18 protein-coding genes are annotated in these 21,377 nt (G+C 64.8%); 7 read left to right on the top strand and 11 right to left on the bottom strand.

Going from position 1 to position 21,377, the window contains the following annotated elements:
* Position 1 precedes the first annotated feature (1 nt).
* Together DY467_RS06005 and DY467_RS06000 are read left to right on the top strand one after the other, a co-directional pair.
* Positions 2 to 1,117 (top strand): polyamine ABC transporter substrate-binding protein, encoded by a 1,116-nt coding sequence (locus tag DY467_RS06005; RefSeq protein ID WP_164571423.1) that lies wholly within the window; start codon positions 2 to 4, stop codon positions 1,115 to 1,117.
* 119 nt (positions 1,118 to 1,236) lie between these two features.
* Positions 1,237 to 2,370 carry a hypothetical protein gene (locus DY467_RS06000; protein WP_246701469.1) on the top strand — a complete coding sequence of 378 codons (1,134 nt, stop codon included), beginning with the start codon at positions 1,237 to 1,239 and terminating at the stop codon, positions 2,368 to 2,370.
* A 14-nt stretch (positions 2,371 to 2,384) separates the two neighbouring features.
* On the opposite strand, the gene DY467_RS05995 is transcribed toward DY467_RS06000, so the two are convergent.
* The 8 genes from DY467_RS05995 to DY467_RS05960 form a co-directional block, all read right to left on the bottom strand.
* Positions 2,385 to 4,289 (bottom strand): B12-binding domain-containing radical SAM protein, encoded by a 1,905-nt coding sequence (locus tag DY467_RS05995; RefSeq protein ID WP_246701468.1) that lies wholly within the window; start codon positions 4,287 to 4,289, stop codon positions 2,385 to 2,387.
* Between the two features lie 338 nt (positions 4,290 to 4,627).
* Positions 4,628 to 5,560, bottom strand: a complete 933-nt coding sequence (locus DY467_RS05990) for a lipid A biosynthesis lauroyl acyltransferase (protein WP_164634580.1) — start codon at positions 5,558 to 5,560, stop codon at positions 4,628 to 4,630.
* The gene (locus DY467_RS05985; protein ID WP_164634578.1) at positions 5,560 to 6,582 is read right to left on the bottom strand and encodes a zinc-binding dehydrogenase; all 1,023 of its coding nucleotides are present in this window, start codon (positions 6,580 to 6,582) and stop codon (positions 5,560 to 5,562) included. Before DY467_RS05985 ends, DY467_RS05990 begins: the two co-directional genes overlap by 1 nt.
* A gap of 96 nt (positions 6,583 to 6,678) precedes the next feature.
* The gene (locus DY467_RS05980; protein WP_164634576.1) at positions 6,679 to 7,959 is read right to left on the bottom strand and encodes a beta-ketoacyl-ACP synthase; all 1,281 of its coding nucleotides are present in this window, start codon (positions 7,957 to 7,959) and stop codon (positions 6,679 to 6,681) included.
* A 10-nt stretch (positions 7,960 to 7,969) separates the two neighbouring features.
* Complete coding sequence (locus DY467_RS05975; RefSeq protein ID WP_164634574.1) at positions 7,970 to 9,178, bottom strand: beta-ketoacyl-ACP synthase; 1,209 nt, start codon at positions 9,176 to 9,178, stop codon at positions 7,970 to 7,972.
* Positions 9,171 to 9,641 (bottom strand): 3-hydroxyacyl-ACP dehydratase FabZ family protein, encoded by a 471-nt coding sequence (locus DY467_RS05970; protein WP_107343972.1) that lies wholly within the window; start codon positions 9,639 to 9,641, stop codon positions 9,171 to 9,173. The genes DY467_RS05975 and DY467_RS05970 overlap by 8 nt, the downstream gene beginning before the upstream one ends.
* Before the next feature lie 27 nt (positions 9,642 to 9,668).
* A complete protein-coding gene (locus DY467_RS05965) occupies positions 9,669 to 9,950 on the bottom strand; it encodes an acyl carrier protein (RefSeq protein WP_011157577.1) in 282 nt (93 codons plus the stop codon).
* A gap of 166 nt (positions 9,951 to 10,116) precedes the next feature.
* Positions 10,117 to 10,470, bottom strand: a complete 354-nt coding sequence (locus DY467_RS05960; RefSeq protein ID WP_164571418.1) for a hypothetical protein — start codon at positions 10,468 to 10,470, stop codon at positions 10,117 to 10,119.
* 193 nt (positions 10,471 to 10,663) lie between these two features.
* Here DY467_RS05960 and DY467_RS05955 point away from each other — a divergent pair, with 193 nt between their 5' ends.
* Positions 10,664 to 11,287: a ParB-like protein gene (locus tag DY467_RS05955; RefSeq protein ID WP_164571417.1), complete on the top strand. Its 624-nt coding sequence runs from the start codon at positions 10,664 to 10,666 to the stop codon at positions 11,285 to 11,287.
* An 8-nt stretch (positions 11,288 to 11,295) separates the two neighbouring features.
* On the opposite strand, the gene DY467_RS05950 is transcribed toward DY467_RS05955, so the two are convergent.
* Positions 11,296 to 11,775 (bottom strand): MgtC/SapB family protein, encoded by a 480-nt coding sequence (locus DY467_RS05950; protein WP_107343975.1) that lies wholly within the window; start codon positions 11,773 to 11,775, stop codon positions 11,296 to 11,298.
* A 301-nt stretch (positions 11,776 to 12,076) separates the two neighbouring features.
* Between DY467_RS05950 and DY467_RS05945 the strand changes: the two genes are divergently transcribed.
* Positions 12,077 to 14,470: a TonB-dependent receptor gene (locus DY467_RS05945; protein ID WP_246701467.1), complete on the top strand. Its 2,394-nt coding sequence runs from the start codon at positions 12,077 to 12,079 to the stop codon at positions 14,468 to 14,470.
* Positions 14,471 to 14,474: 4 nt separating this feature from the next.
* On the opposite strand, the gene DY467_RS05940 is transcribed toward DY467_RS05945, so the two are convergent.
* Positions 14,475 to 16,226: an ATP-binding protein gene (locus tag DY467_RS05940; protein ID WP_107343977.1), complete on the bottom strand. Its 1,752-nt coding sequence runs from the start codon at positions 16,224 to 16,226 to the stop codon at positions 14,475 to 14,477.
* A 385-nt stretch (positions 16,227 to 16,611) separates the two neighbouring features.
* Here DY467_RS05940 and DY467_RS05935 point away from each other — a divergent pair, with 385 nt between their 5' ends.
* The gene (locus DY467_RS05935; RefSeq protein WP_349627612.1) at positions 16,612 to 17,154 is read left to right on the top strand and encodes a hypothetical protein; all 543 of its coding nucleotides are present in this window, start codon (positions 16,612 to 16,614) and stop codon (positions 17,152 to 17,154) included.
* 24 nt (positions 17,155 to 17,178) lie between these two features.
* Here the strand turns inward: DY467_RS05935 and serB are convergent, their stop codons facing one another.
* Positions 17,179 to 18,072, bottom strand: a complete 894-nt coding sequence (gene serB, locus DY467_RS05930) for a phosphoserine phosphatase SerB (RefSeq protein WP_107343980.1) — start codon at positions 18,070 to 18,072, stop codon at positions 17,179 to 17,181.
* Here serB and miaA point away from each other — a divergent pair.
* Both miaA and DY467_RS05920 read left to right on the top strand, forming a co-directional pair.
* Positions 18,071 to 19,021 (top strand): tRNA (adenosine(37)-N6)-dimethylallyltransferase MiaA, encoded by a 951-nt coding sequence (miaA, locus tag DY467_RS05925; RefSeq protein WP_164634739.1) that lies wholly within the window; start codon positions 18,071 to 18,073, stop codon positions 19,019 to 19,021. The two genes, serB and miaA, sit on opposite strands and share 2 nt — an antisense overlap.
* Before the next feature lie 437 nt (positions 19,022 to 19,458).
* On the top strand, positions 19,459 to 21,237 hold the full coding sequence (locus DY467_RS05920) for an acetolactate synthase 3 large subunit (protein ID WP_164572139.1): 1,779 nt from the start codon (positions 19,459 to 19,461) through the stop codon (positions 21,235 to 21,237).
* The last annotated feature ends 140 nt before the right edge of the window (positions 21,238 to 21,377 follow it).

Here is a 21,377-nt window from a genome sequence, read left to right as displayed (position 1 = left end):
CATGATGCGGGATACGATGCGGCGGCGACTGCTGACTCTGGGCGCGGGGATCGCTCTGTCGGTGTCGCTCACGCTGCCTGGCTGGGCGCAGGACCGCACCGTCAATTTCTACAACTGGTCGAACTACGTCGCGCCGGGCGTGCTCGAGGATTTCACCCGCGAGACCGGCATCAAGGTGGTGTACGACACCTTCGATGCCAACGAGACGCTGGAGACCAAGCTGCTCGCCGGCAAGTCCGGCTACGACCTCGTGGTGCCGACCGCTTATTTCCTGCAGCGTCAGATCACCGCCGGCGTATTCCAGAAGCTCGACAAGTCGAAGCTGCCGAACCTGAAGAACGCCTGGGACTTCGTCACTGACAAGCTGGCGCTTTACGATCCCGGCAATCAGTTCGCCGTCAACTACATGTGGGGCACCACCGGCATCGGCTACAACGTTGCTGCGGTGAAGCGGATTCTCGGCGAGGGCGCCGTGATCGATAGCTGGGAGATGATCTTCAAGCCGGAGAACCTGGCGAAGTTCAAGGACTGCGGCGTCCACATGCTGGATTCCGCCGACGACATCCTGCCGGCAGCGCTGACCTATCTCGGCCGTGATCCGAATTCGACCAACAAAGACGATCTGGAAAAGGCCGCCGAGGTTGTCGGCAAGGTCCAGCCTTCGGTGCGCAAGTTCCATTCGTCCGAATATCTCAACGCGCTTGCCACAGGCGAGATCTGCCTGGTGGTGGCGTGGTCGGGCGACATCAAGCAGGCGCAATCGCGCGCGGCCGAAGCTCATAACGGAGTCGAAATCGGCTACGCGATCCCGAAGGAGGGCGCGCAGATGTTCTTCGACAATCTGGCGATCCCGGCCGACGCCAAGAACGTCGCCGAGGCGCACGAACTGATCAACTTCCTGTACCGGCCGGACATCGCCGCGCGTAATTCGGATTTCCTGTCCTACGCCAACGGCAACAAGACGAGTCAGGACTTCATCAATCCAAGGGTGCTGAACGACAAGGCGATCTATCCGGACGCTGACACCCAGGGGCGATTGTTCGTGATCACCGCGCGCGATCCTGCGACGCAGCGCACGATCAACCGGCTGTGGACGCGGGTGAAGACGGGGCGCTGACGCTCCGTATCGATCGCCTGCGGGTACGGGAGTAGTTCGGAGCCTCGATACCTCAACAAACTGCGTAGGCGCACGAGTGCCCGAATCGGCCCCAGCGGGCGCAGGATCGGTTTATGCCAATGGCGATCCGATCCTTCGCGCGACTTCGTGGCGGCTGTTCTCTGGCCATCCTTTGGCTGTGCAGTCTTGCTGTCCTCACCGGCGTCACGGAGACAGCCAGCGCGGGCGAGCCGCCTCGCGAGCGCGGGGCTCCGCGCTGGACCGTTTCGGCTGAAGCTTTGGTGCTTGGCCGCGCCGGGACGGGTAATCAATCGCTTGTTTCGCTCGTGCCGGGCGATGTGCCGTGGTGGACACCGGTCGGCCCGAACACTACCAACGTCCCCGGTGCCGAGGTGCTGAACAGCAATCAGCTCAATCAGCGCTTGGCCGCCGGTCCGAGGATCGGCGTCAGCTACCAAGACCCGTCGGGTTACGGCGTCGAATTGTCCTACTTCAATGTGCTCGGCCTGAAGGCATCAAAAAGCGTCGGCCCCGAGACGCCAGGACAATGGCTGGTGATGAAAGCGCCCGGTACGTTCTGGCAGACGCAGGACTATGCCTATCAAGCAATGGTGTGGCAGGACGATACCCGGCTGCACAGCCTGGAGGCCAACGCGCGGCTGGAGATGACGCCGCGCGTGACGCTGCTGGCAGGTGTTCGCTGGCTGCAACTGCACGATCAGTTGCAAGGGACGCTGGATCCGGCCGATCTCGGCCAGCCGATGTGGAAGTTCAGAGTGCCGAGCCGGCTGTCCGATGCCGTTCCGGTCCCCGGCAGCCCGGTCGTGATCAATCCGCCGTTCTGGACGAGTTCGACGACGAACAACCTCTACGGCGTTCAAGTCGGCGTGCGAGCGACCTTGTGGGAGATCGAACGCGTCTCGGTCGACGCGGTGCTGAAGGCCGGCGTGTTCGACAACCATGCGACGCAAGCCGCGCAGGTCAGCATGCAGAAGCAGCTCTACCCGACATACGCGGCCACCGACGCGGCCGCCTTCGTTGGACAGGGCGGCATCGCGGCAAAATATCGGCTGAGCGATCACGTCGCCGTCAAGCTTGGATACGAAGCGTTGTGGCTCGGCCGCGTGGCGTTGGCGCCGGCCCAAGTTCAGGCGACCTCAACCACGTCCAGCAGCGTGACGGCGGTCGGCGTCGATTGTCGCTCCTCGACGCTTCTTCAAGGCGTCACGGTCGGCATGGAGTACTCGTTTTAGCGCGGGGCCAGCGATCAGGCGGTCTTCGCCAGTTTCGGTGCTGGCGCGCCGTGGAGAGTAACCTGGTCGAGATCCCGTAGATCGACCGTCCCTGGCAACGCGTGGTCGGATGGCTTGTCGCCGACGCCCCGCATTGGGATCGGACTGACCGGGGCGCGGTCATGCCGCTCGATGTCGCCGCGCAGCAGCCGCCACGCCCAGCCGGCGGTTCGACGATAGGTGTGTGCAAGCCCGATCATGCCGTAGATCTGCGCCCCGGCATCGACGATGTGGGCGCGGAATTTCAGCCAGGCCCGACGCCGCATCCGTTTGGCGGGCGAGAAATGCGCGACCTCGTGCGCGGGACGAGTCTCCGCACTGGAGAACACGTCTGCCGACTTCGAGAACACCAGCGCGCTCACGAAGCGGATCGGGTTGAAGAAGTAAGTATAGGCGATCAGCAGATTGAGCTGCTTCAGCCACGGCCGCGGGTGCTTCGATGCGACGACGTAGTTGCCGTCCATGATGTGCGGCTCGACCTGGATATCGCCGGCGCGGCTGAACGCCATCCCGGATTCGAACACGTTCTCGTACCACTTCGAACCGGGGGCAGGGGTCAGCATCATCACCTGCGTGCTGATCGAGCCGGCCTGCCGCAGCAGCCTGATCTGGTTGATCAAGCCGTAGTTCGACTTCCACGTCACCAGCGGCTGGCTGTCGTGGTGCATCATCATCGGCATCGGCAGGATGTTGTTCTCGCGCAGCAGCTTGAAGGCGAGTTGGGTCTTGTCCTTGTCCTGCGCCTTCTTCACCAGCGTTGCGGTCATGTCCTCGACGCCGAGCCACACCGCCGCAAAGCCCGCATCGCGGATCAGCGGTAGGTGATCTCGCATCCCGACGGTGTCGTGCACCGTAACCTCGGTGCCGAGCCGCACCTTGCAGAACGGCCGTTCGGAGCGCTTGCGCGCGAGCGTACCGGCGATGTCCAGCGTGCGCTTGGTATCGTTGAAGAAGTTATCGTCGGCACCGAAGAAGTGATAGATGCCGAAGGTGCTGGCGATCTGCCCGATCTCCTCGGCAATGCGTTCACCGCTCTTGGCGCGGAACTGCGACTGGTTGTAGGCGGGGATCGGGCAGTACGAGCACCTGAACTTGCAGCCGGCGGTCATCACGATGCTGGCGATCGGGCTGTATCGCTTCACGCGGTTGATCGGCAACGCCTGGCTGGCCAGCGTCGCGCTGTTGCTCGGCGCCTCCAGCAGCTTGTAGCCGTGCACCGGATCGGGCAGCTCATCGAGATCACCGAGCAGGCGCTGCACGCCGGTGTCGATCAGCTCCTCGATCGGACCGCTACGCGAGGCGCGGCGTGCGTAGACAATGCCCGCCACCTCATCGAGCGCGCCGCCATCGCGAGCACGCTGGAATACCGAGCGCATCGACTCGCCGGCCGCGCGCATCGACAGCAGCACATCGAGCAATTCGAGGAAGACGTATTCTTCGCCGGTGACGGCGACATCGGCCGCCCAGGACGGATCGCCGCCGCCGAACACGTGCCACGGCTCGTAGCGAATCCGAGGTCCGCCGACCATGATCAGGGGGCGTTTGTCAGGCTCGATCTGGCAGGCTTCCCGGATCAGACGATCGCATTCGGCGGAATGCAAATGCATGCTCGAGACCAGGAACAGGTCGGGAATCCGGCCGTCGAGTCGCATTTGCAACGGGCTGAAATTGCGGTTCCACTGCTGCAGCACGATCCGGGTCTTGTCGAAGCCGACGTCGGCCATCGCGGAACCGATCGACCGGACTCCGCCGGGTGCCATGCGGGTGTCGGCGAGAACAAAGGGCAGAACGCGGGTGCGATGATCGAACGCGCTGACGATGACGGTCGTCAGATCATGCTGCCCCGATAGCCGGCGGAGGCGCGCGCGGAGGCTCGCCATCTTGCCGGGAACCAGAAGCTCATCACCGCGGGCACGCCTTGGAAGTTCCATGTATTCCCTCGATCCAGATGGACGGCCGCAAAGTGATTTGCGAGCGCCACTGTGAGGTTAATACCCGAATCGGTCAAGTTGACGGCCCGCCGCAGCGCAGCAGGTTCCGCATGGTTCCACGCGGACTCCGATGTGTCTGAGCACGGAGCAGATTGGCCAAGCGGCGCAGCTCGTCTTCAAGACGTCACGCAGGCCGAGTCTAAACTTACTCGGATCCTGAGCGAACTAAGCGGATTTTGGAGACACGGACGCGCTTCGACGCGACTAAGCGCTGACTAAGCGGACCATCAACGCCAGCGGCGGTGCAGCCACAGCCATTGCTCGGGCGTTTCGCGGATCCAGCTTTCGATCACCGAGGTGCACGCCTGCATCGTGCCCTGGATGTCGATCCGGCCGTCGGCATCGCGGACCGGCTCGATCTCTTCGGTCAACTCGGCGCGGAAACGGCCATCGGGGAGGCGGATGACGCGGGCGCCGTGCAGCGGACACTCGATCTGCCGCAGCAGCTTTGCCAGCAGCGGGTTGGCCTTCGCGGTGCGGCCGAAGAAGGTGACGTCGACACCCTTGGTGAAGTGCTGATCGATCAGCATGCCGACGTGCTTGCCGTCCTGCAGCGCTTGCGCCAGCTTGAACGGCGCGCTCGATCCGGCGGCGACGAGCTGCCCCATCTTCACCGAGCGGATTTCTTCGACGATGCGGTCGGCGGCTTCGATATTCGGCCGGCGATACAGCACCGCAGTGTCGAGGCCGTGCGCGACGGCGGCGACCGCCGGCAACTCCCAGTTGCCGAGATGGCTGGCGAAAATCAGCGCCGGCTTGCCATCGTCACGGAGCTTTTCGAAAAGCTCGAGGGAGCGGCCGGTCACCTGGATGCGGCTGCGCTCGGGATGCTCGACGTCGTAGTCCCACACCGAGTCGAGATGCGCGAACTCTGCCGCCGATCGGCCGAGATTGTCCCAGACGCCGCTGAGGATGGCCTCGATCTCGTCCGGCGACTTCTCCGGAAATGCCGCGGTGAGGTTGTCGCGGCCGATCCGCTGCTCCGGAAAACGCGGGCCGAATTTGCGAGCAACCGCGCCGAACAGCCGGGCGCTCTTGTCGGGATCGAACTTCCGCGCCAAATGCAGCGCGCCGATCGCCACCGGCCCGACGACCTTGCCGACGACGTCCTTGGCCGCGCGCTGGGCGCGCAGCTTGGCGCGATACAGGGCGACCTTCATCAGAACCGGACGATGATCTTGCCGAACACCTGACGGCTTTCCATCCGCTTCAGTGCGGCGCCGACGTCGTCGAGCGGCACTTCGGTGTCGATCACCGGCAGCATGCCGGCCGCCATCTTGTCGAGGCTTTCGGCGATGTTCTTCATCGTCGCGCCGAACGAACCGAAGATTTTATACTGCTGCTGGAACAGCTGCATCAGGTTAAGGGTGGTGGTCGGGCCCGAGGTCGAGCCGCAGGTCACCAGCCGGCCGCCGCGCTTCAAGCTGAGCAGCGAGCCGTTGAAGGTGTCGGCGCCGACGTGTTCGAACACCACGTCGACACCCTTCTTCTTGGTGATCTTGCGGCACTCGTGCTCGAAGCGGTCCTGGCGATAGTTGATGACGTGATCGGCGCCGAGCTTCTTGACGCCTTCGATCTTGGAATCGTCGCCAACGGTGGTGATCACCGTGCAGCCGATCGCCTTGGCCATCATGATCGCGACGGTGCCGATGCCGGAGCCTCCAGCATGGACCAGCACGGTTTCGCCAGGCTGCAGCTTGGCGTTGTCGAACAGCATGTGCTGCACGGTCGAGAACGCGATCGGCGCGCAGGCGGCGTCGCGCAGGTCGACGCCATCCGGCACCGGGATCACCAGCCGTGCTGCGATGTTCATCAGCTCGCGCGCAAAGCCGTCGACATGGAAGCCGATCAGGCCGCCGACGTTTTCGCAGAGATTGTCGCGGCCTTCCTGGCACGCTTTGCAGCGGCCGCAGGTCAGCGCGCCGTACATCACGACCTTCTGCCCGGGCTTGAACGCGGTGACGCCGTCACCGACCGCTTCGATCGTGCCGGAGGCTTCGGCGCCGACCACGATCGGCAGCTTGCGCTTGACGAAGGCCATACCGCGATAGCCCCACACGTCGATGTGGTTCAGCGCCACCGCGGCGATGCGGACCTGCACCTCGCCAGCCGCCGGGGGCGGGGGAGACGGCAGGTCGGCGACCACGAGATTGCGGTCGGCAACGAGGGTGAGCGCGCGCATGGGGTTCGTCCGAACGGTTGGAGGCTTGCGCCCTGCGTATCGCCGTTGGCGGCCGCGGCGTCAACCGCGGCAGCCGGAACTGCGACTCACAGGCGGTTAGGCCGGTTCGCGGGTCAGGATCAGCGAGGCGTTCTGGCCGCCGAACCCGAACGAGTTCGACATCACGCTGGTGACGCGGGCGTCGCGGGCCTGATTGGGCACCACATCCAGCGGGATCGCCGGATCCGGCACGTCGTAGTTGATGGTCGGCGGAATCCGCTGATGCTCCAGCGTCAGCAGCGAGAAGATCGCTTCGACCGCGCCGGCGGCCGACAGGGTGTGGCCGACCATCGATTTGTTCGACGACACCGGCAGCGACGAAGCGCGCTCGCCGAATACGCTGGAGATGCCGAGATACTCCATCTTGTCGTTCTCGGGCGTGCCGGTGCCGTGGGCGTTGATGTAGTCGATTTGATCGACGCTCATGCCGGCGTCGGCGAGCGTCTTGTTGATGCAGCCGATGATCGGCTTGCCGTCCGGGCTCGAGCGGGTGCGGTGGAAGTTGTCGGCGAGTTCGCCGCAGCCGGCGATCACCCCGAGGATCGAGGCGCCGCGCGCCACTGCCGATTCATAGCTCTCCAGCACCAGCGCGCCGGCGCCTTCGGCCATCACGAAGCCGTCGCGGTTCTTGGCGAACGGCTTCGAGGACGCTTGCGGGGGATCGTTCTGGGTCGACAGCGCCGACAGCAGCGAGAACCGGATCAGCGCTTCGGCGTTGACCGAGCCGTCAGTCGCGACGCACAGCGCCGCATCCGCTTCACCGCGCCGGATCGCTTCGACGCCGAGCTGGATTGCGCTCGCGCCGGACGCGCAAGCGGTCGACAGCGAGATCGGCGAGCCCTTGGTGCCGAAGGTGTCGGCGAGATGATCGGCGACCGAGCCAAACAGGAAGCGCCGATGATACTGCGTAAATGCACCGCCGCCGCTGACGCGGAGCAGGGCATCGTAATCGATCGCGGTATTGGCGCCGGTGGCGCGCGCCAATTCCTGGCGCGGCAGCCACTCCAGCTCGACCGGCGCGACCGCGAGAAACAGCGGGCCCGGGAAGTCGCCCTTGCGGCCGATGCCGGACTGCGCGATCGCCTCTTCGGTGGCGAGGTCGGCGAGCTTTTCACCGAGCACGACCGAGGAGAACGGCTCGACCGGGACGAAGTCCACGGTGCCGGCCATTGTGCTCTTCAGCCCGTCAATCGGAAAGCGGGTGATGGTGCGGATGCCGGATTCGCCGGCGGTGAGCCTGGCCCAATTGTCGGTCTTGCCGGCGCCGAGCGAGGTGACCACGCCCATGCCGGTGACGACCACGATCGGTCTGCCGAATTTGTCCCGCGTCACGGTCATTGCGTCCCCCTTACCGAACGGCCTCGACCAGCGCCATGCCTTCGCCGCGCCAGTGGCCCGCCCCGATCACGACAATCTGGTCGGGGGTCTTGCTCATTTCAACTTCGAGACCGGTCGGGTCGTTCGGCGGATACAGCGCGCCGCGCGACAGCGACAGCGCCGCGAGCGCGATACCGAGCGGGAATTGCGCTTCCATCACATGGCCGAACGGCGTCGCGGTGCCGCGCACCGGCGTGCCGGAGTGATTGCGCAGGAATGCAGTTTCCTCCGCGGTCGCCGGCTCGGCACCGGTTGCGCCGGTGATGATCGCGGTGGCGCCATCGCGCGGGCCGAGCTGCGACCACAGCTTCTCCAGGGACGCAGTGACGTCGCCGGCGTTGCGGCGGCGAGACTGGTCGGCGACGACGTTCTTTAGCCGCGCATACGGCTTGGCGCCGCGCGCCTGCGCATGCGCCTTCGACTCGATCACCAGGAACGCCGCGCCCGAGCCGAGCGCGAAGCCGCCCTTGGGACCGCGTGCGAACACCGGCGCGTAGTTGTCCTTCAGATTGAAGTCGCCGAACTCATACAGCATCAGCAGATCTTTGCGCTCGCCGTTCTGGGCGGCGCCGATCAGCGCGATGTCGCTCTGGCCGGCAGCAATCCGCGCCAGCGCAATTCGCGCGGCGTCGACGCCGGCTTCCTCTTCACCCATGAAGGTGCGCGACGAGCCGGTGACGCCATGCACGATCGCGATGTTGCCGGCGAGCAGATTGGAGAGCTGGGCGAGGAAGAGGGTGGGGCGCAGGTCATTCATGAGGCGCTCGTTGAGCGCATTGGGCGGCACGGTGCCGTAACCTTCGCCATTGAGCACGGCGGAATCGACCGCAAGGTCGCGTTCACCGCCGCCGGCGGCGACGATCATGTCCATCCGCGACAGGATCTCGGTGTTGCCTTTGATGCCGGCGGACTCGAGCGCCAGACCGGCCGCATAGGTGCCGATCCGCTGCCAGGCTTCCATCTGGCGCTGATCGCCCTTCTTGGGAATCTGCTTGTCGAAGCTGAGCGGCGCCAGCGGGTGCACGACGTAGGGCGCAAAACCGCTGGTATCGACGTTGACGCGGCGCTCGGTCAGCGCATCCCAATGGGCGTCGAGCCCCTCGGCCAGCGAGCTGGCGAGGCCGATGCCGGTAATCCAGGCTTCGATCGGTTCGGCGCGGGACGTGTTGGTGTCAGCCATGGATCATCTGCTCCGGAAATCCGATTTGCTTCGCCATCGCTTCCATATGCCCGCGCAGGTCGGGATGCGGAAACGGGACGTGGCGGAACGTCAGCGTGGCATTGCACGCGAGCTTACCGCCGCTCTTGATCTTCGCTTCGGTCATCGTGAAGCCGGAGCCCTCGTGCACCACCGAGACGTCGATCGACAAGGTCTCGCCGGGCGTCACGAAGGTACGCATCTTGGCTTCCTTGACCGCGGCCAGGAACGGCATGCGCTGAAATTGCATCAGCGCGATCAAGAGCCAGCCCGAGCTCTGGGCCATGGTCTCGATCAAGAGCACGCCCGGCATCAGCGGGTAGCCGGGGAAGTGGCCTTCGAAGATCGTGCTGGTCTCGGGCACCCGAGCCTCGACCGTGATGCTGCGGTCAGCGAGGCGAAGCTCGGCGATTCGGTCGATCAGGTGGAAATATTCAAGGTTCATGGCGTGGGCGGCTTCCGAACCGCGCCACTACGCGCCCTTGGCGGCAACCAGTTCGTCGATGCGGGCGGCGAGATTCTTGAGAACGAAATACTGCTCGGTGGTCGCCTTGCCGTCGTTGACCTCCTGGGTCCACTTCTCCAGCGGCAGCTTGATACCGAAAGCTTTGTCGATCGCGAACGCGATGTCGAGGAAATCGAGGCTGTCGATCCCCAGGTCATCGATCGCATGGCTCTCCGGGGTGATCGTCTCACGCGGAATGTCGCAGGTTTCCGCGATGATGGTGGCCACCCGATCGAATGTGGAAGTCATTTTAAGCCTTTGATATTATGTCGGAAATGGCCGATTTACGGCGGCTTCAGCCGTCATCCTGGTGACAGGCGATTGCCCGTATAACGGAGCGTTGCTCCGAGTTCAATGGCGGGCAAATCCACGCATTGCGCGGGTTTTGGGCAACTAGCGGGAAGCTCTGGCGAATCTAGCGCGGCGCTGCGATGGCGGCGCAGTCGTGCCGGCCCATCAGCACGCAGTCCTGAGTCCGCCGCATATCGGCGATGCTGGTCGCGAGCCAGATGCCGACCACTGTCAGCGTGATGGTCAGCGCCAAAGCGGCGATGTTGGTCAGCATCCGGTGGCGGAAATCGTCGGGGGCGTTGTCGCGGCCGGACTCGTCGGGATCGTGCTCGAGCTGCGGCATCTCTCTCCGGAAGGGCAGAATGGTTGCGGAGGGGCGACCGCCATCTTCTGGGGCCGGCACAGGAACGGCGTCGCGCGGCCGAAACGGCAATACGCGGTGGTCGTCATCGGGGAGGGAGATGCGCTGATTCTTCATCGCTGCCGTCCAGCCGTCGCCCGGAACGGGTTCGACCCGATCATCCTAGTGAGGATACGATTTCGGGAAAACTCCGCAATAGACCGGATGGAACATGCCGGCCGGGCGTGTCTGGCCCTCCGGTGCGCCGCGTTGCCGGCGGGGAGGGCCGTGCCATACTCCGCAGGAACCTGGCAATTCAGGAGGCCCAGCGATGACCAACCCGCGTGAACCGTTGCTGCATACGATCCCGATCCTGTCGCTGCGTCCGACTCAGATGACGGTCGGGATGCGCGAGGTGAAGGAGAAGCGGCTGCGCTGGCGCCAGCACAAGCCGAAGAAGCAGGCCGAACTGCTCGGCAATCACATGATCCCGGTGGTGCTTGGTCCCGGCAAGACGCACTACGTGATCGATCATCACCATTTGGCCCGGGCGCTCCACGACGAGGGCGTCAAGGAAGTGTTGGTCACGGTGATCGCCGACCTCACCATGGTGGATCGCGATGCGTTCTGGGTGGTGCTCGATAGCCGGCGCTGGGTTTATCCGTACGACGCCAAAGGCGAGCGGCATCATTACCGCGAGATTCCCAAAACGGTTGCGGACCTGAAGGATGATCCATTCCGGAGTCTTGCCGGCGAACTGCGCCGCGTTGGCGGCTATGCCAAGGACACCACGCCGTTCAGCGAATTTCTGTGGGCCGATTTCCTGCGCCGGCGCTTGTCACGCAAGAGCGTCACCGCCGACTTCCAGAACGCGGCTGAGAAAGCGCTGGCGCTCGCCAAGAGCAAAGACGCGATCTATCTGCCCGGCTGGTGCGGGCCCGCTGCGGACGATTGATCTCGGCCTTAGTCTTCGGGCGCGGCGCTATGGCCGCGTTCGTCCTTGGCGCCGCCGAGCAGGCGATGCAGCAGCCGCTCGGCCGGATGTCCGCCGATCAGCACCGCGAAGGTGATCACCAGCGCCACGCCGACGATCAACCACTGTCCCGCACCGCAGACGATGCCGATGCCGGCGGCGAGCCAGGTGCATGCCGCGGTGGTGAGGCCGTGGATTTCCAGCCGGTTGCCGCTTCGAACGATCACGCCGGCACCGAGAAAGCCGATGCCGGTGAGAATGCCCTGGATCACACGGCTGGTCGGATCGGACAATTGATCGCTCGTCGCCGAATGGTCGGCATGCGCCACTAACAGCGCGGACGCGAGCGCGACCAGCGCCAGCGTGCGCATCCCGATCGGCTTGTTCTTGAGGTCGCGGTTGAGCCCGATCAGCCCGCCGGCCATCGCGGCAACGCCAAGACGCAGCAGGATGTCCCACCAGGGTAGCAACGCCAATCCTCCCTCGTGTCGAAGCTCCGTGTCGCTTGCGTCGTGCCGCTCCGAATAACGCGAGGATTGCCGATCTGTTCTTCGAGCCGATCAGGTTGTCATGGGCGGATCCAGCACGCGCGCGTTGGGCTCAATCTGAGACGACGATCAGTGTGCGCGCAGATGCGACACTTCTTCGCATCTCGGGGGCAAGCCTGTGCTCGGATCAAAGGAAAATCACGTTGGGACGCATGCCGCAGGTTTCTTCAACAGCACGCTAGAACGGTTCTAGTGGTGCCCGTTACCGCCGTTTGCTTATCGGATGGTGCCGTTGGTGATCTGCATAGCCGAGCACAAGGCGGCATCACCGACTGAAGATCTTTTGGGGGGCATGTTGAAGGACCTGAATTTCCCGGCAGCGGGAGCGCTGTCGTTTGTCTGTGCGTCGGTTCTCCTCCTCTCTCATGCGGCCGCTGCACAGGAAGCTCCTGCGCCGGCTTCCGCTCCGGGTGCTTCAACGGAATCTCCGGCGAGCGCGACAGGACGTTCACTACCTGCCATCGTCGTCGAGACGTCACGCCGCCGCGCCGCCGCGACGTCCCCGCAGCGCAGGCCGTCGCAAGCATCCCGATCGACAGCGAGCCGACGGGCTCCCAACCCGGCCAGCGTGGCAACGCAGCCCCGTCCGGTTTCGGCAGGCGCTCTGCAGGCAACCTTGCCGGCTGGCTTTCCGGGCGATCAGGTTGCGCGCGGTGCCGGCGTCGGTCTGCTCGGCAACCGCGACGTGATGTCGACGCCGTTCAGCCTCACCAGCTTCACTGAGAAGCTCATCCGGGATCAGCAGTCGCGAACGCTGCTCGACGTGCTCGGCAACGATCCCTCCGTGCGCTCCAACGTGCCGGCCTATAGCGGCATCCAGGGCTTCTTCATTCGCGGCTTCCCGGTGTTCGCCCAGGACATCGCCTTCAACGGCCTGTATGGCGTCGCCGACTCCTTCAATCCTGCGCTCGAGCCGATCGAACGCGTCGAAGTGCAGCACGGCCCCAGCACAATGCTGAGCGGCATGCCGCCGTTCGGCACGATCGGCGGAACGATCAACCTGATTCCGAAACGCGCCGGTGACGTGCCGCTGACGCGGTTCACGACCGGATTCATATCGAACGCCCAGAGCTACAATGCAATCGATGTCGGCCGACGTTACGGGACCAATGGCGAGTGGGGAATCCGCTTCAACGGCGCGTATCAGTCCGGCAGTACGCCGATCGACAACCAGAAACAGGAATACGGCGTCACGTCGCTGGCCCTCGATTATCGCGGCGAACGCCTGCGGGTCGGCCTCGACCTTGGCTATCAGAAGGTCGACTTCAATTCGCCGCTGCGCAATCGCTCGGTGCTGCCGGGCTTTCCTATCCCGCAAGCGCCGGATCTGCGGATCAATCAGCAGCAGCCGTGGGAATATCGCGACAGCAACAACAAATCGGCCGCGATCCGAGCCGAGTATGATCTGACCGATCAACTCACCGTCTATGCCGCTTACGGCCACAGCGAATTCCATCAGGTCTATTTCGGCGGTCTGCCGTCGATCATCAACGCGCGTGGCGACTACCGCGATACGATCCAACTGACCCCGTTCCAGACCAACAGCAACACCGGCGAGGTCGGCGTGCGCGGTCAGTTCGACACCGGACCGGTGAAGCACCGGGTCGGCGTCGCGGCATCCGGCCTCTGGCAGGACACCGGTCTGACCAACATTCCGGTAGGTGCGACCATTACCTCGAACATCTACAATCCGGTGTACGCGCCGCCGCGCAGCGATGCCGGACTGCCGCGGACCTCGCCCACGACCGCAGAGCGCTTCAACCGCAGCATTGCGATCGCCGACACGATGTCGGTGCTGAACGATCGCGTCGAGCTGACGATCGGTGGCCGCTGGCAGGGGATCGATGCCAAGACGCTGAGCCCGGTGACCGGCCTGGTGACGTCCGACGCGCGCAACGATGCGTTTTCTCCGGGCGCAGGCCTGGTCATCAAGCCGATCGAGCGGCTGTCGCTGTATGCCAACTACATCGAAGGCCTGACTTCGACGGCGCCGCCGACCAATGCGGTCAACCTCAACCAGAGCTTCCCCGCGACGGTGTCAAAGCAAGTCGAGGCCGGCGCGAAGTATGACTTCGGCCCAGTCGGCGTCTCAGTCGCCGGATTCGAAATCAAGCAACCGAGCGGCTTCCTCGATCCGACCACCCGGGTGTTTGCGCTCAATGGCGAGCAACGCAATCGCGGCGTCGAACTCAATGTGTTCGGGCAACCGGTCGCGGGATTGCGAGTCGTCGGCGGCGTGAGCTGGATCGAAGGCGTGCTGACGAAAGCTGCGAACCCCGCGTTCAACGGCAATACGGCGGTTGGCGTCCCGACGATGCAGCTCAATCTGTACGGCGAATACGATCTGCCGGGGCCTGCCCGGGGTGTGACGATCACCGGCCGGGTGATCCACACCGCGTCGCAGTTCTACGACCAGGCCAACACTCAGAGCATTCCGGCCTGGACCACGCTCGATCTCGGCGTTCGCTATACCACTAAGATCGACCGAGTTCCTGTGACCCTGCGGGCCAATGTCCAGAACGTCACCGGCGAGAACTACTGGGCCACGACCGGCCGCGGGATCCTCAGCCCCGGCGCGCCGCGGACCTATCTGGTCTCGGCGAGCTTCGACTTCTGAAGTCTCAGCGCAGCGGCTTCTTCAGCAGCGAGAAGCGGTCCGGATCGAGCCCGAGCGAGGGCTGCAGCATCGGAGCATCCATCGTCCGTGCGAGCGGGCGCTCGGTGATGCCCGGATCGTTCGGCACGTCGCGATGCGAGGTCGCGCCGCGCCAGCGCTCCAGCACCGCGCTGACGAAGTGCATGTCGTTGCCGGCGGCCGCCGACGGCACGGTCGAGATCGCAGCCTCGCTGCGCGGCAGCTGATGTGCCGGCACTTCCTTGAAGCGCAGGCGGGTCGGCAGCGCCACGCCTTCGCCGAACGCCAGCACTTCGCGGGTGCCGAGCGAGGGCACGAAGGAGAGCAGGTTGGCGGCGGCGTCGGACACCGCAGACCGCAGCAGCGACTGGTCGCGGTCGTTGGCCAGCCGCATCGCGAACAGCGTGTTGCACTGGGACAGGATCGTCGCGTCGAGCTCGGCCGGGCGCTGGGTGACGAGGCCGAGATAGACGCCGTATTTGCGGCCTTCCTTGGCGATGCGTGACACCGCCTTGCGGGTCGGGCCGAAGCCGATGGCGCGGTCGGCCGCAGCGTAGCGGTGGGCTTCTTCGCAGACGAACAGCAGCGGCGACACGCCATCGCTCCACAGGCCGAAGTCGAATGCCATCCGGCACAGCACCGACACCACCGAGTCGACCACCTCGGCCGGGAAGCCGGCGAGCTGCATGATCGTCATCGGCTTGCCGTTGGCGGGCAGGCGGAACAGATGGCTGATCACTTCCGCCATGGTGTCGCCGCCGACATTGGCGTTGTCGAACATGAAGGCGTAGCGGGGGTCGTTGCGCACCGTCTCGATGCGCGAGATCAGCTTGTGATAGATGATGCGCGAGGAGCGGTTTTCCAGCTTGCCCATCCGCTCGTCGATCAGCGAGATCAGGTCGACGAGGCGATACGGCACCGGCGTGTCGGCGGTGTAGCCGATCGACTTCGGATCGACCCGCTTGAGGCCAAGCCGATCGGTGCTGGTGTATTGCACGTAAAGACCTTTGGCGACGGGGATCACCTCGGCCAGGATGTCGAGTTCTTCGGGCACGCCGGGGCGGCCGGCGAACAGCACGTCGACGATTTCCTCGAAGTTGAACAGCCAAAACGGTAGCTTCAGGTTGCGCGGATTGAGCACCAGCGCCTTGTCGCCGAAGCTGCGGCCGTATTCGTTGTGGACGTCGAGCAGGAAGATGCGCAGCGCCGGGCGCGACTTCAGGATTTCGTTGAGCAGCAGTGACACGCCGGTGGATTTGCCGACGCCGGTCGAGCCGAGCACGGCGAAATGCTTCGACAGCATTTCTTCGATGTCGACATAGGCGATCACCGAGGGATCCTGCTGCAGGGTTCCGACATCGATCTGGTCGGAGCCGCTCGGCTCATAGACGATGCGCAGGTCGTCGCTGGAGATCAGGTCTACCGAGTCGCCGATGGTCGGGTAGTTGGTGACGCCGCGTTGGAACTTCGGTCGAAGCGGCCCCGGCAGGATCTCGCCGAGCAGGTCGACCGACGCGACCGCGATATGCTCGTCGGTCTCGGCGAGGTTCTCGCTCGACACCTCGGTGATGATCGCGATGATGGTGGAGCTTGCGGTCCGGATGCTGACAAAGCGGCCCACGGTGGCGCGTACGGCAGAGGGCACCAGCCGGCTCGACGGCAACAGCCCGACGCGCGCACCGGAACCGCGCACCGAGATCACCTTGCCGAACGCCCCTAGAGCAACAGCTTCTGCCATGTCTCGCAAACTCACAGATGAGGAATTTCGAGCGTGACTATGGGCAGCGTTGCTGGACAAACTGTTAAGTGAGCGCTCCCCGATCCTTTCGACAATTGATCAAGTTCGGTGCGTGGCGCAGCCACATCGGTGCGGTTTTGAGGTAATCGCGCACGCCAAAGTACGTCATTTGAACGATGTTCGCGCGATCCGGATTAACGCGCTGTTGACGATGACACGAGGCGGCGACGAGCAAATGCGTCGGATCTTGGCGAGCAGGTTTTGGCGAGAGGACGTGATGCCGCATTGGAGGATCGGTGAATGGTGGAATCGCCGCCACAGACCGATACCCGGCTGATGCCACGGCGTGTTGCGTGGCGCGTTCGTTGAAAGCTGGGCCGAGTTCGTGAGCAGCGTCGACAAGTTCCTGAAGGTCATGCGGGAGCATGACACCGCGACTGCGGCGCTGATCGCGTGGTGCCGGCGCCATCATCCTTATGAGGCCGAGGCGATCGCGATCACGCTGCTGGCTGACGAGACGGTGGCGGCGGATTGCTACGATGGACCGTTGCAGCCGCGGGCCGGCGAAACGCTACGCCGCCGCCGGGTCTGGCTGCGCTGGGGCGACCGTGTGCTGTCGGAAGCCGAGAACTGGTATGTGCCGGAGCGGCTGCCGCCGGCCATGCGTGATGCGATTGCCGATGGTGTTCGGCCTTATGGCGCGGTGGTCGCGAGCCTGCGCCCGCAGCGGATCACCACGATTGCGCTGCGCGCCGATAAGGCCGGCGAGAATGAGGCTCAAGCTGAAGCGGTTCTGGCGCAGTTGGCCCGCACCGAGGGCTTCTCGCCGCCCGAGGCTTTCATGCTGCACATCCACGCGGTGATGATGACGTCGGGAATCGTGCTGGCCGACTTGCGCGAGCACTACCGGCGGGAGCTGCTGCGTTAGCCTGGGACCAAGACAGGGAAGGGATCAGTCGGCGACGAATTCGTCCCGCCGATAGCCCTGCGCATAGAGCAGCGCGGTGAGGTCGCCGAAATCGATACGGCCGTGGGCTGCTGCGGCGACCGCAGGCTTGGCGTGATAGGCGATCCCGAGACCGGCCGCCTGGATCATGCCGAGATCATTGGCGCCATCGCCGACCACCAGGGTGTCGATCGCATCGAGATCGTCGGCTTCGCGCAGCTCCAGCAGCGTCGCCAGCTTGGCGTCGCGGCCGAGGATCGGCTCGGCGACCGTGCCTGTCAGCTTGCCGTCCTGACTGAGAAGCTCATTGGCGCGGTGTTCTGCAAAGCCGAGCCGTTCGGCCACCACATGGGTGAACTGAGTGAAGCCGCCGGACACCAGGCAGGTGTAGGCGCCGTGGGCGCGCATCGTCTGCACCACCGCGCGGCCGCCCGGCGTCAGCGTGATGCGGGTGTCCAGCACCTGGCCGATCACCTCGAGCGGCAGGCCCTTGAGCAGCGCGACGCGCTCGCGCAGCGCCGGCTCGAATTCGATCTCGCCGCGCATCGCCCGCTCGGTGATCGCAGCGACATGGTCCTTCAGCCCGACGAAGCCGGCGAGTTCGTCGATGCATTCCTGGCCGATCATGGTCGAATCCATGTCGGCGAGAAAAAGTTTCTTGCGCCGGGTCGCGGCAGGCTGCACCACGACGTCGATCGGCAGATCGCCGCGGGCGGCGCGGAGCCGGGCGGCGAGCACCAGGGGATCTTCGGTGCTGGCAAAGAAGATGTCAGCGGCGATCTCGTCGTGCAGCCAGACCGCTTCGTTGGGCTGAGGCAGCACCGCACGCGCCCCCTCGATCACGGTCGAATCCAGCGCGGGATTGTTCGGATTGCAGATGAGCGTGGCGACGAGCGACATGACAGCGGAAGGTCCGGAACGGCGCGGCCGGCGGCCGGCGGCCGTGCTTATCGCAGGGCCGACCGCCAGCGGCAAGTCGGCCTTGGCGCTGAAGCTGGCACAAGCGAGCGGCGGCACCGTCATCAACACCGATTCGATGCAGGTGTATCGCGACCTTCGCATCATCACCGCCCGGCCGACACTGGACGAGGAGGCGCTGGCGCCGCATCGCCTTTACGGCACGGTCGATGCCGCGGTGAATTTCTCAGCCGGGGCCTATGTCGAGGCCGCCGCTGCGGCGCTGGCGGAAACGCGCGCGTCCGGGCGGCTGCCGATCCTGATCGGCGGGACCGGGCTGTATTTCAAGGCTTTGACGCGGGGGCTTTCGGCGGTGCCGCCGGTGCCGGCCGAAGTTCGCGACGCGGTGCGGCTGCGGCTCGACCGGGACGGGGTGCAGGCGCTGCACGCGGAGCTGGCGGGCCACGATCCCGAGGCTGCAGCGCGGCTGGCGCCGGCCGACCGGACCCGAATCGCGCGGGCGCTGGAGGTCGTGTTGGCGACCGGTCGGCCATTGGCCGACTGGCACCAGCAGGCTTCGCCGCCGCTGCTGCCGCCGGACGACGTAGTGGCGGTATTCCTGGCCCCGGATCGCGAAGCGCTGTACGCGCGGATCGACTCCCGATTCGCCGCGATGCTGCAGGCCGGCGCACTGGACGAGGTTGCCGCCTTGGCTGAGCGCCGGCTCGATCCGCTGCTGCCGGCGATGAAAGCCCATGGCGTGCCAGCGCTGATCCGGCACCTGCGCGGCGAAATCGGCCTCGACGAGGCCGCGGCGATCGGCGCCGCCGACACTCGGCATTATGCCAAACGGCAGTTCACCTGGTTTCGGCACCAGCTGCCGGAATTCAAATGGGTGAGGCCGGAGGAGGCGGACGTATTCCTGACTTCGTTCATTCCGGGGCGTGCGTAGCGCGATCTGGAAAGACGCGTTTGGGGTAGGGGAGGGCTGGCGTGGAGGTTCAGGCAACACCGCTTGCGCAGACGGCTGCAGCCGGAGCGTCCCGGACCCGCGCATCTTACTCTGCAGCATGCCGACTGCCTGTTATTACCGCTCGCGACCACCCCAAAATCCGGCTAAGGTTTGATCCGTACGGGTCTTCCCCCGCCTTGACATTCAAGGTTTGAGGGGTATGGTCCCGCGCAACCTTTGGGAAGCCGAGCCGGCCACATGCGACACAAAATTTCCGACCTGCTTCTCGTCATCGTACCCAGGCGCACCGCCGGGGGTGGATAGACTCCACCCCGCGAACGGACGGTGCGCTGAGGGCCTTCGACGGGCCCTTTTTTATTGCCTGAACCATCCCGAACCACGAACGACAGCGCCCGAAGGCGCATCCGGAGCCAACCATGAGCGACAGCAATAGCCACGATCCGAACCAGATGACCGGTGCGGCGATGATCGTCCGCGCGATGAAGGATCACGGTGTCGAGCACATCTTCGGCTATCCGGGCGGCGCAGTACTTCCGATCTACGACGAGATCTTCCAGCAGTCGGACGTCCAACACATTCTGGTCCGCCACGAGCAGGGCGCCGGCCATGCGGCCGAAGGCTATGCGCGCTCGACCGGCAAGCCGGGCGTGGTGCTGGTGACCTCGGGCCCCGGCGCTACCAACATGGTGACCCCGCTCGCCGACGCGCTGATGGATTCGATCCCGCTGGTGTGCATCACCGGCCAGGTGCCGACCCATCTGATCGGCAACGACGCCTTCCAGGAATGCGACACCGTCGGCATCACCCGGCCGTGCACCAAGCATAACTGGCTGGTGCGCCGGATCGAGGATCTGCCGAAGGTGCTGCACGAGGCGTTCTACGTCGCGACCAGCGGCCGTCCGGGGCCGGTTGTGGTCGACGTGCCGAAGGACGTGCAGTTCGCCACCGGCACCTATCATCCGCCGCGCAAGGCCGACGTCCACGTCTCCTACGTGCCGAACAAGAAGGGCGATCCCGCTCAGATCCGCAAGGCGGTTGCGCTGCTGGCGAACGCCAAGCGCCCGGTGATTTATTCCGGCGGCGGCGTGGTCAATTCCGGCCCCGAAGCGTCGCGACTGCTGCGTGAGCTGGTCGAGATCACCGACTTCCCGATCACCTCGACGCTGATGGGCCTCGGCGCCTATCCGGCCTCGGGCAAGAACTGGCTCGGCATGCTGGGCATGCACGGCACCTACGAAGCCAACATGACGATGCATGGTTGCGACGTCATGCTGTGCATCGGCGCGCGGTTCGACGACCGGATCACCGGCCGTACCGACGCGTTCGCGCCGAACGCCAAGAAGATCCACATCGACATCGATCCGTCGTCGATCAACAAGAACATCCGGGTCGACGTGCCGATCATCGGCGACGTCGCCACGGTGCTCGAGGATCTGCTCGGCGTCTTCAAGGCCGAGGCCAAGAAGCCCGACATCAAGCAGTGGTGGCAGCAGGTCGCGACCTGGCGCGCGCGCAATTCGCTCGCCTACAAGAAGAACAACGACGTCATTATGCCGCAATACGCGATCCAGCGGCTGTACGAGGCGACCCGCGGCCGTGATACCTACATCACGACCGAAGTCGGTCAGCATCAGATGTGGGCGGCGCAGTTCTATGGCTTCGAACAGCCGAAGCGCTGGATGACCTCGGGCGGTCTCGGCACCATGGGCTACGGCCTGCCGGCAGCCCTCGGCGTGCAGGTGGCGCATCGCGACAGCCTCGTCGTCGACATCGCTGGCGATGCCTCGGTGCAGATGACGATCCAGGAGATGGCGACGGCGGTGCAGTACGAACTGCCGATCAAGATCTTCATCTTGAACAACCAGTACATGGGCATGGTGCGGCAGTGGCAGCAGCTATTGCACGGCAACCGGCTGTCGCACTCCTACACCGAAGCGATGCCGGACTTCGTCAAGCTCGCTGAAGCTTACGGCGCAGTCGGCATGCAGGTGATCAAGCCGTCCGATCTCGACGGCGCGATCCAGGACATGATCAAGGTGAACAAGCCGGTGCTGTTCGACTGCCGCGTCGCCGCGCTGGAGAACTGCTTCCCGATGATCCCGTCGGGCAAGGCGCACAACGAAATGCTGCTGCCGGCCGAAGCCACCGACGAAGCCACCGCAGCCGCCTTCGCCGGCGGCAAGGCGCTGGTGTGATCCAAGGCGCTTCGCTTCAACAACGACGTCATGCGCGGGCTTGACCCGCGCATCCATCGATCTTCGCAAGAATGATGGATTGGCGGGTCAAGCCCGGCAATGACGCTCACTGATAATTCGGCTCAAACCTGAGAACAGAC

It is taken from the genome of Rhodopseudomonas sp. BR0G17 (assembly GCF_010907025.1).
Classification (GTDB): domain Bacteria; phylum Pseudomonadota; class Alphaproteobacteria; order Rhizobiales; family Xanthobacteraceae; genus Rhodopseudomonas; species Rhodopseudomonas palustris_H.
The sequence above is the reverse complement of the archived record's forward strand: the minus strand, read 5'-3'. Positions and strand labels throughout refer to the sequence as shown.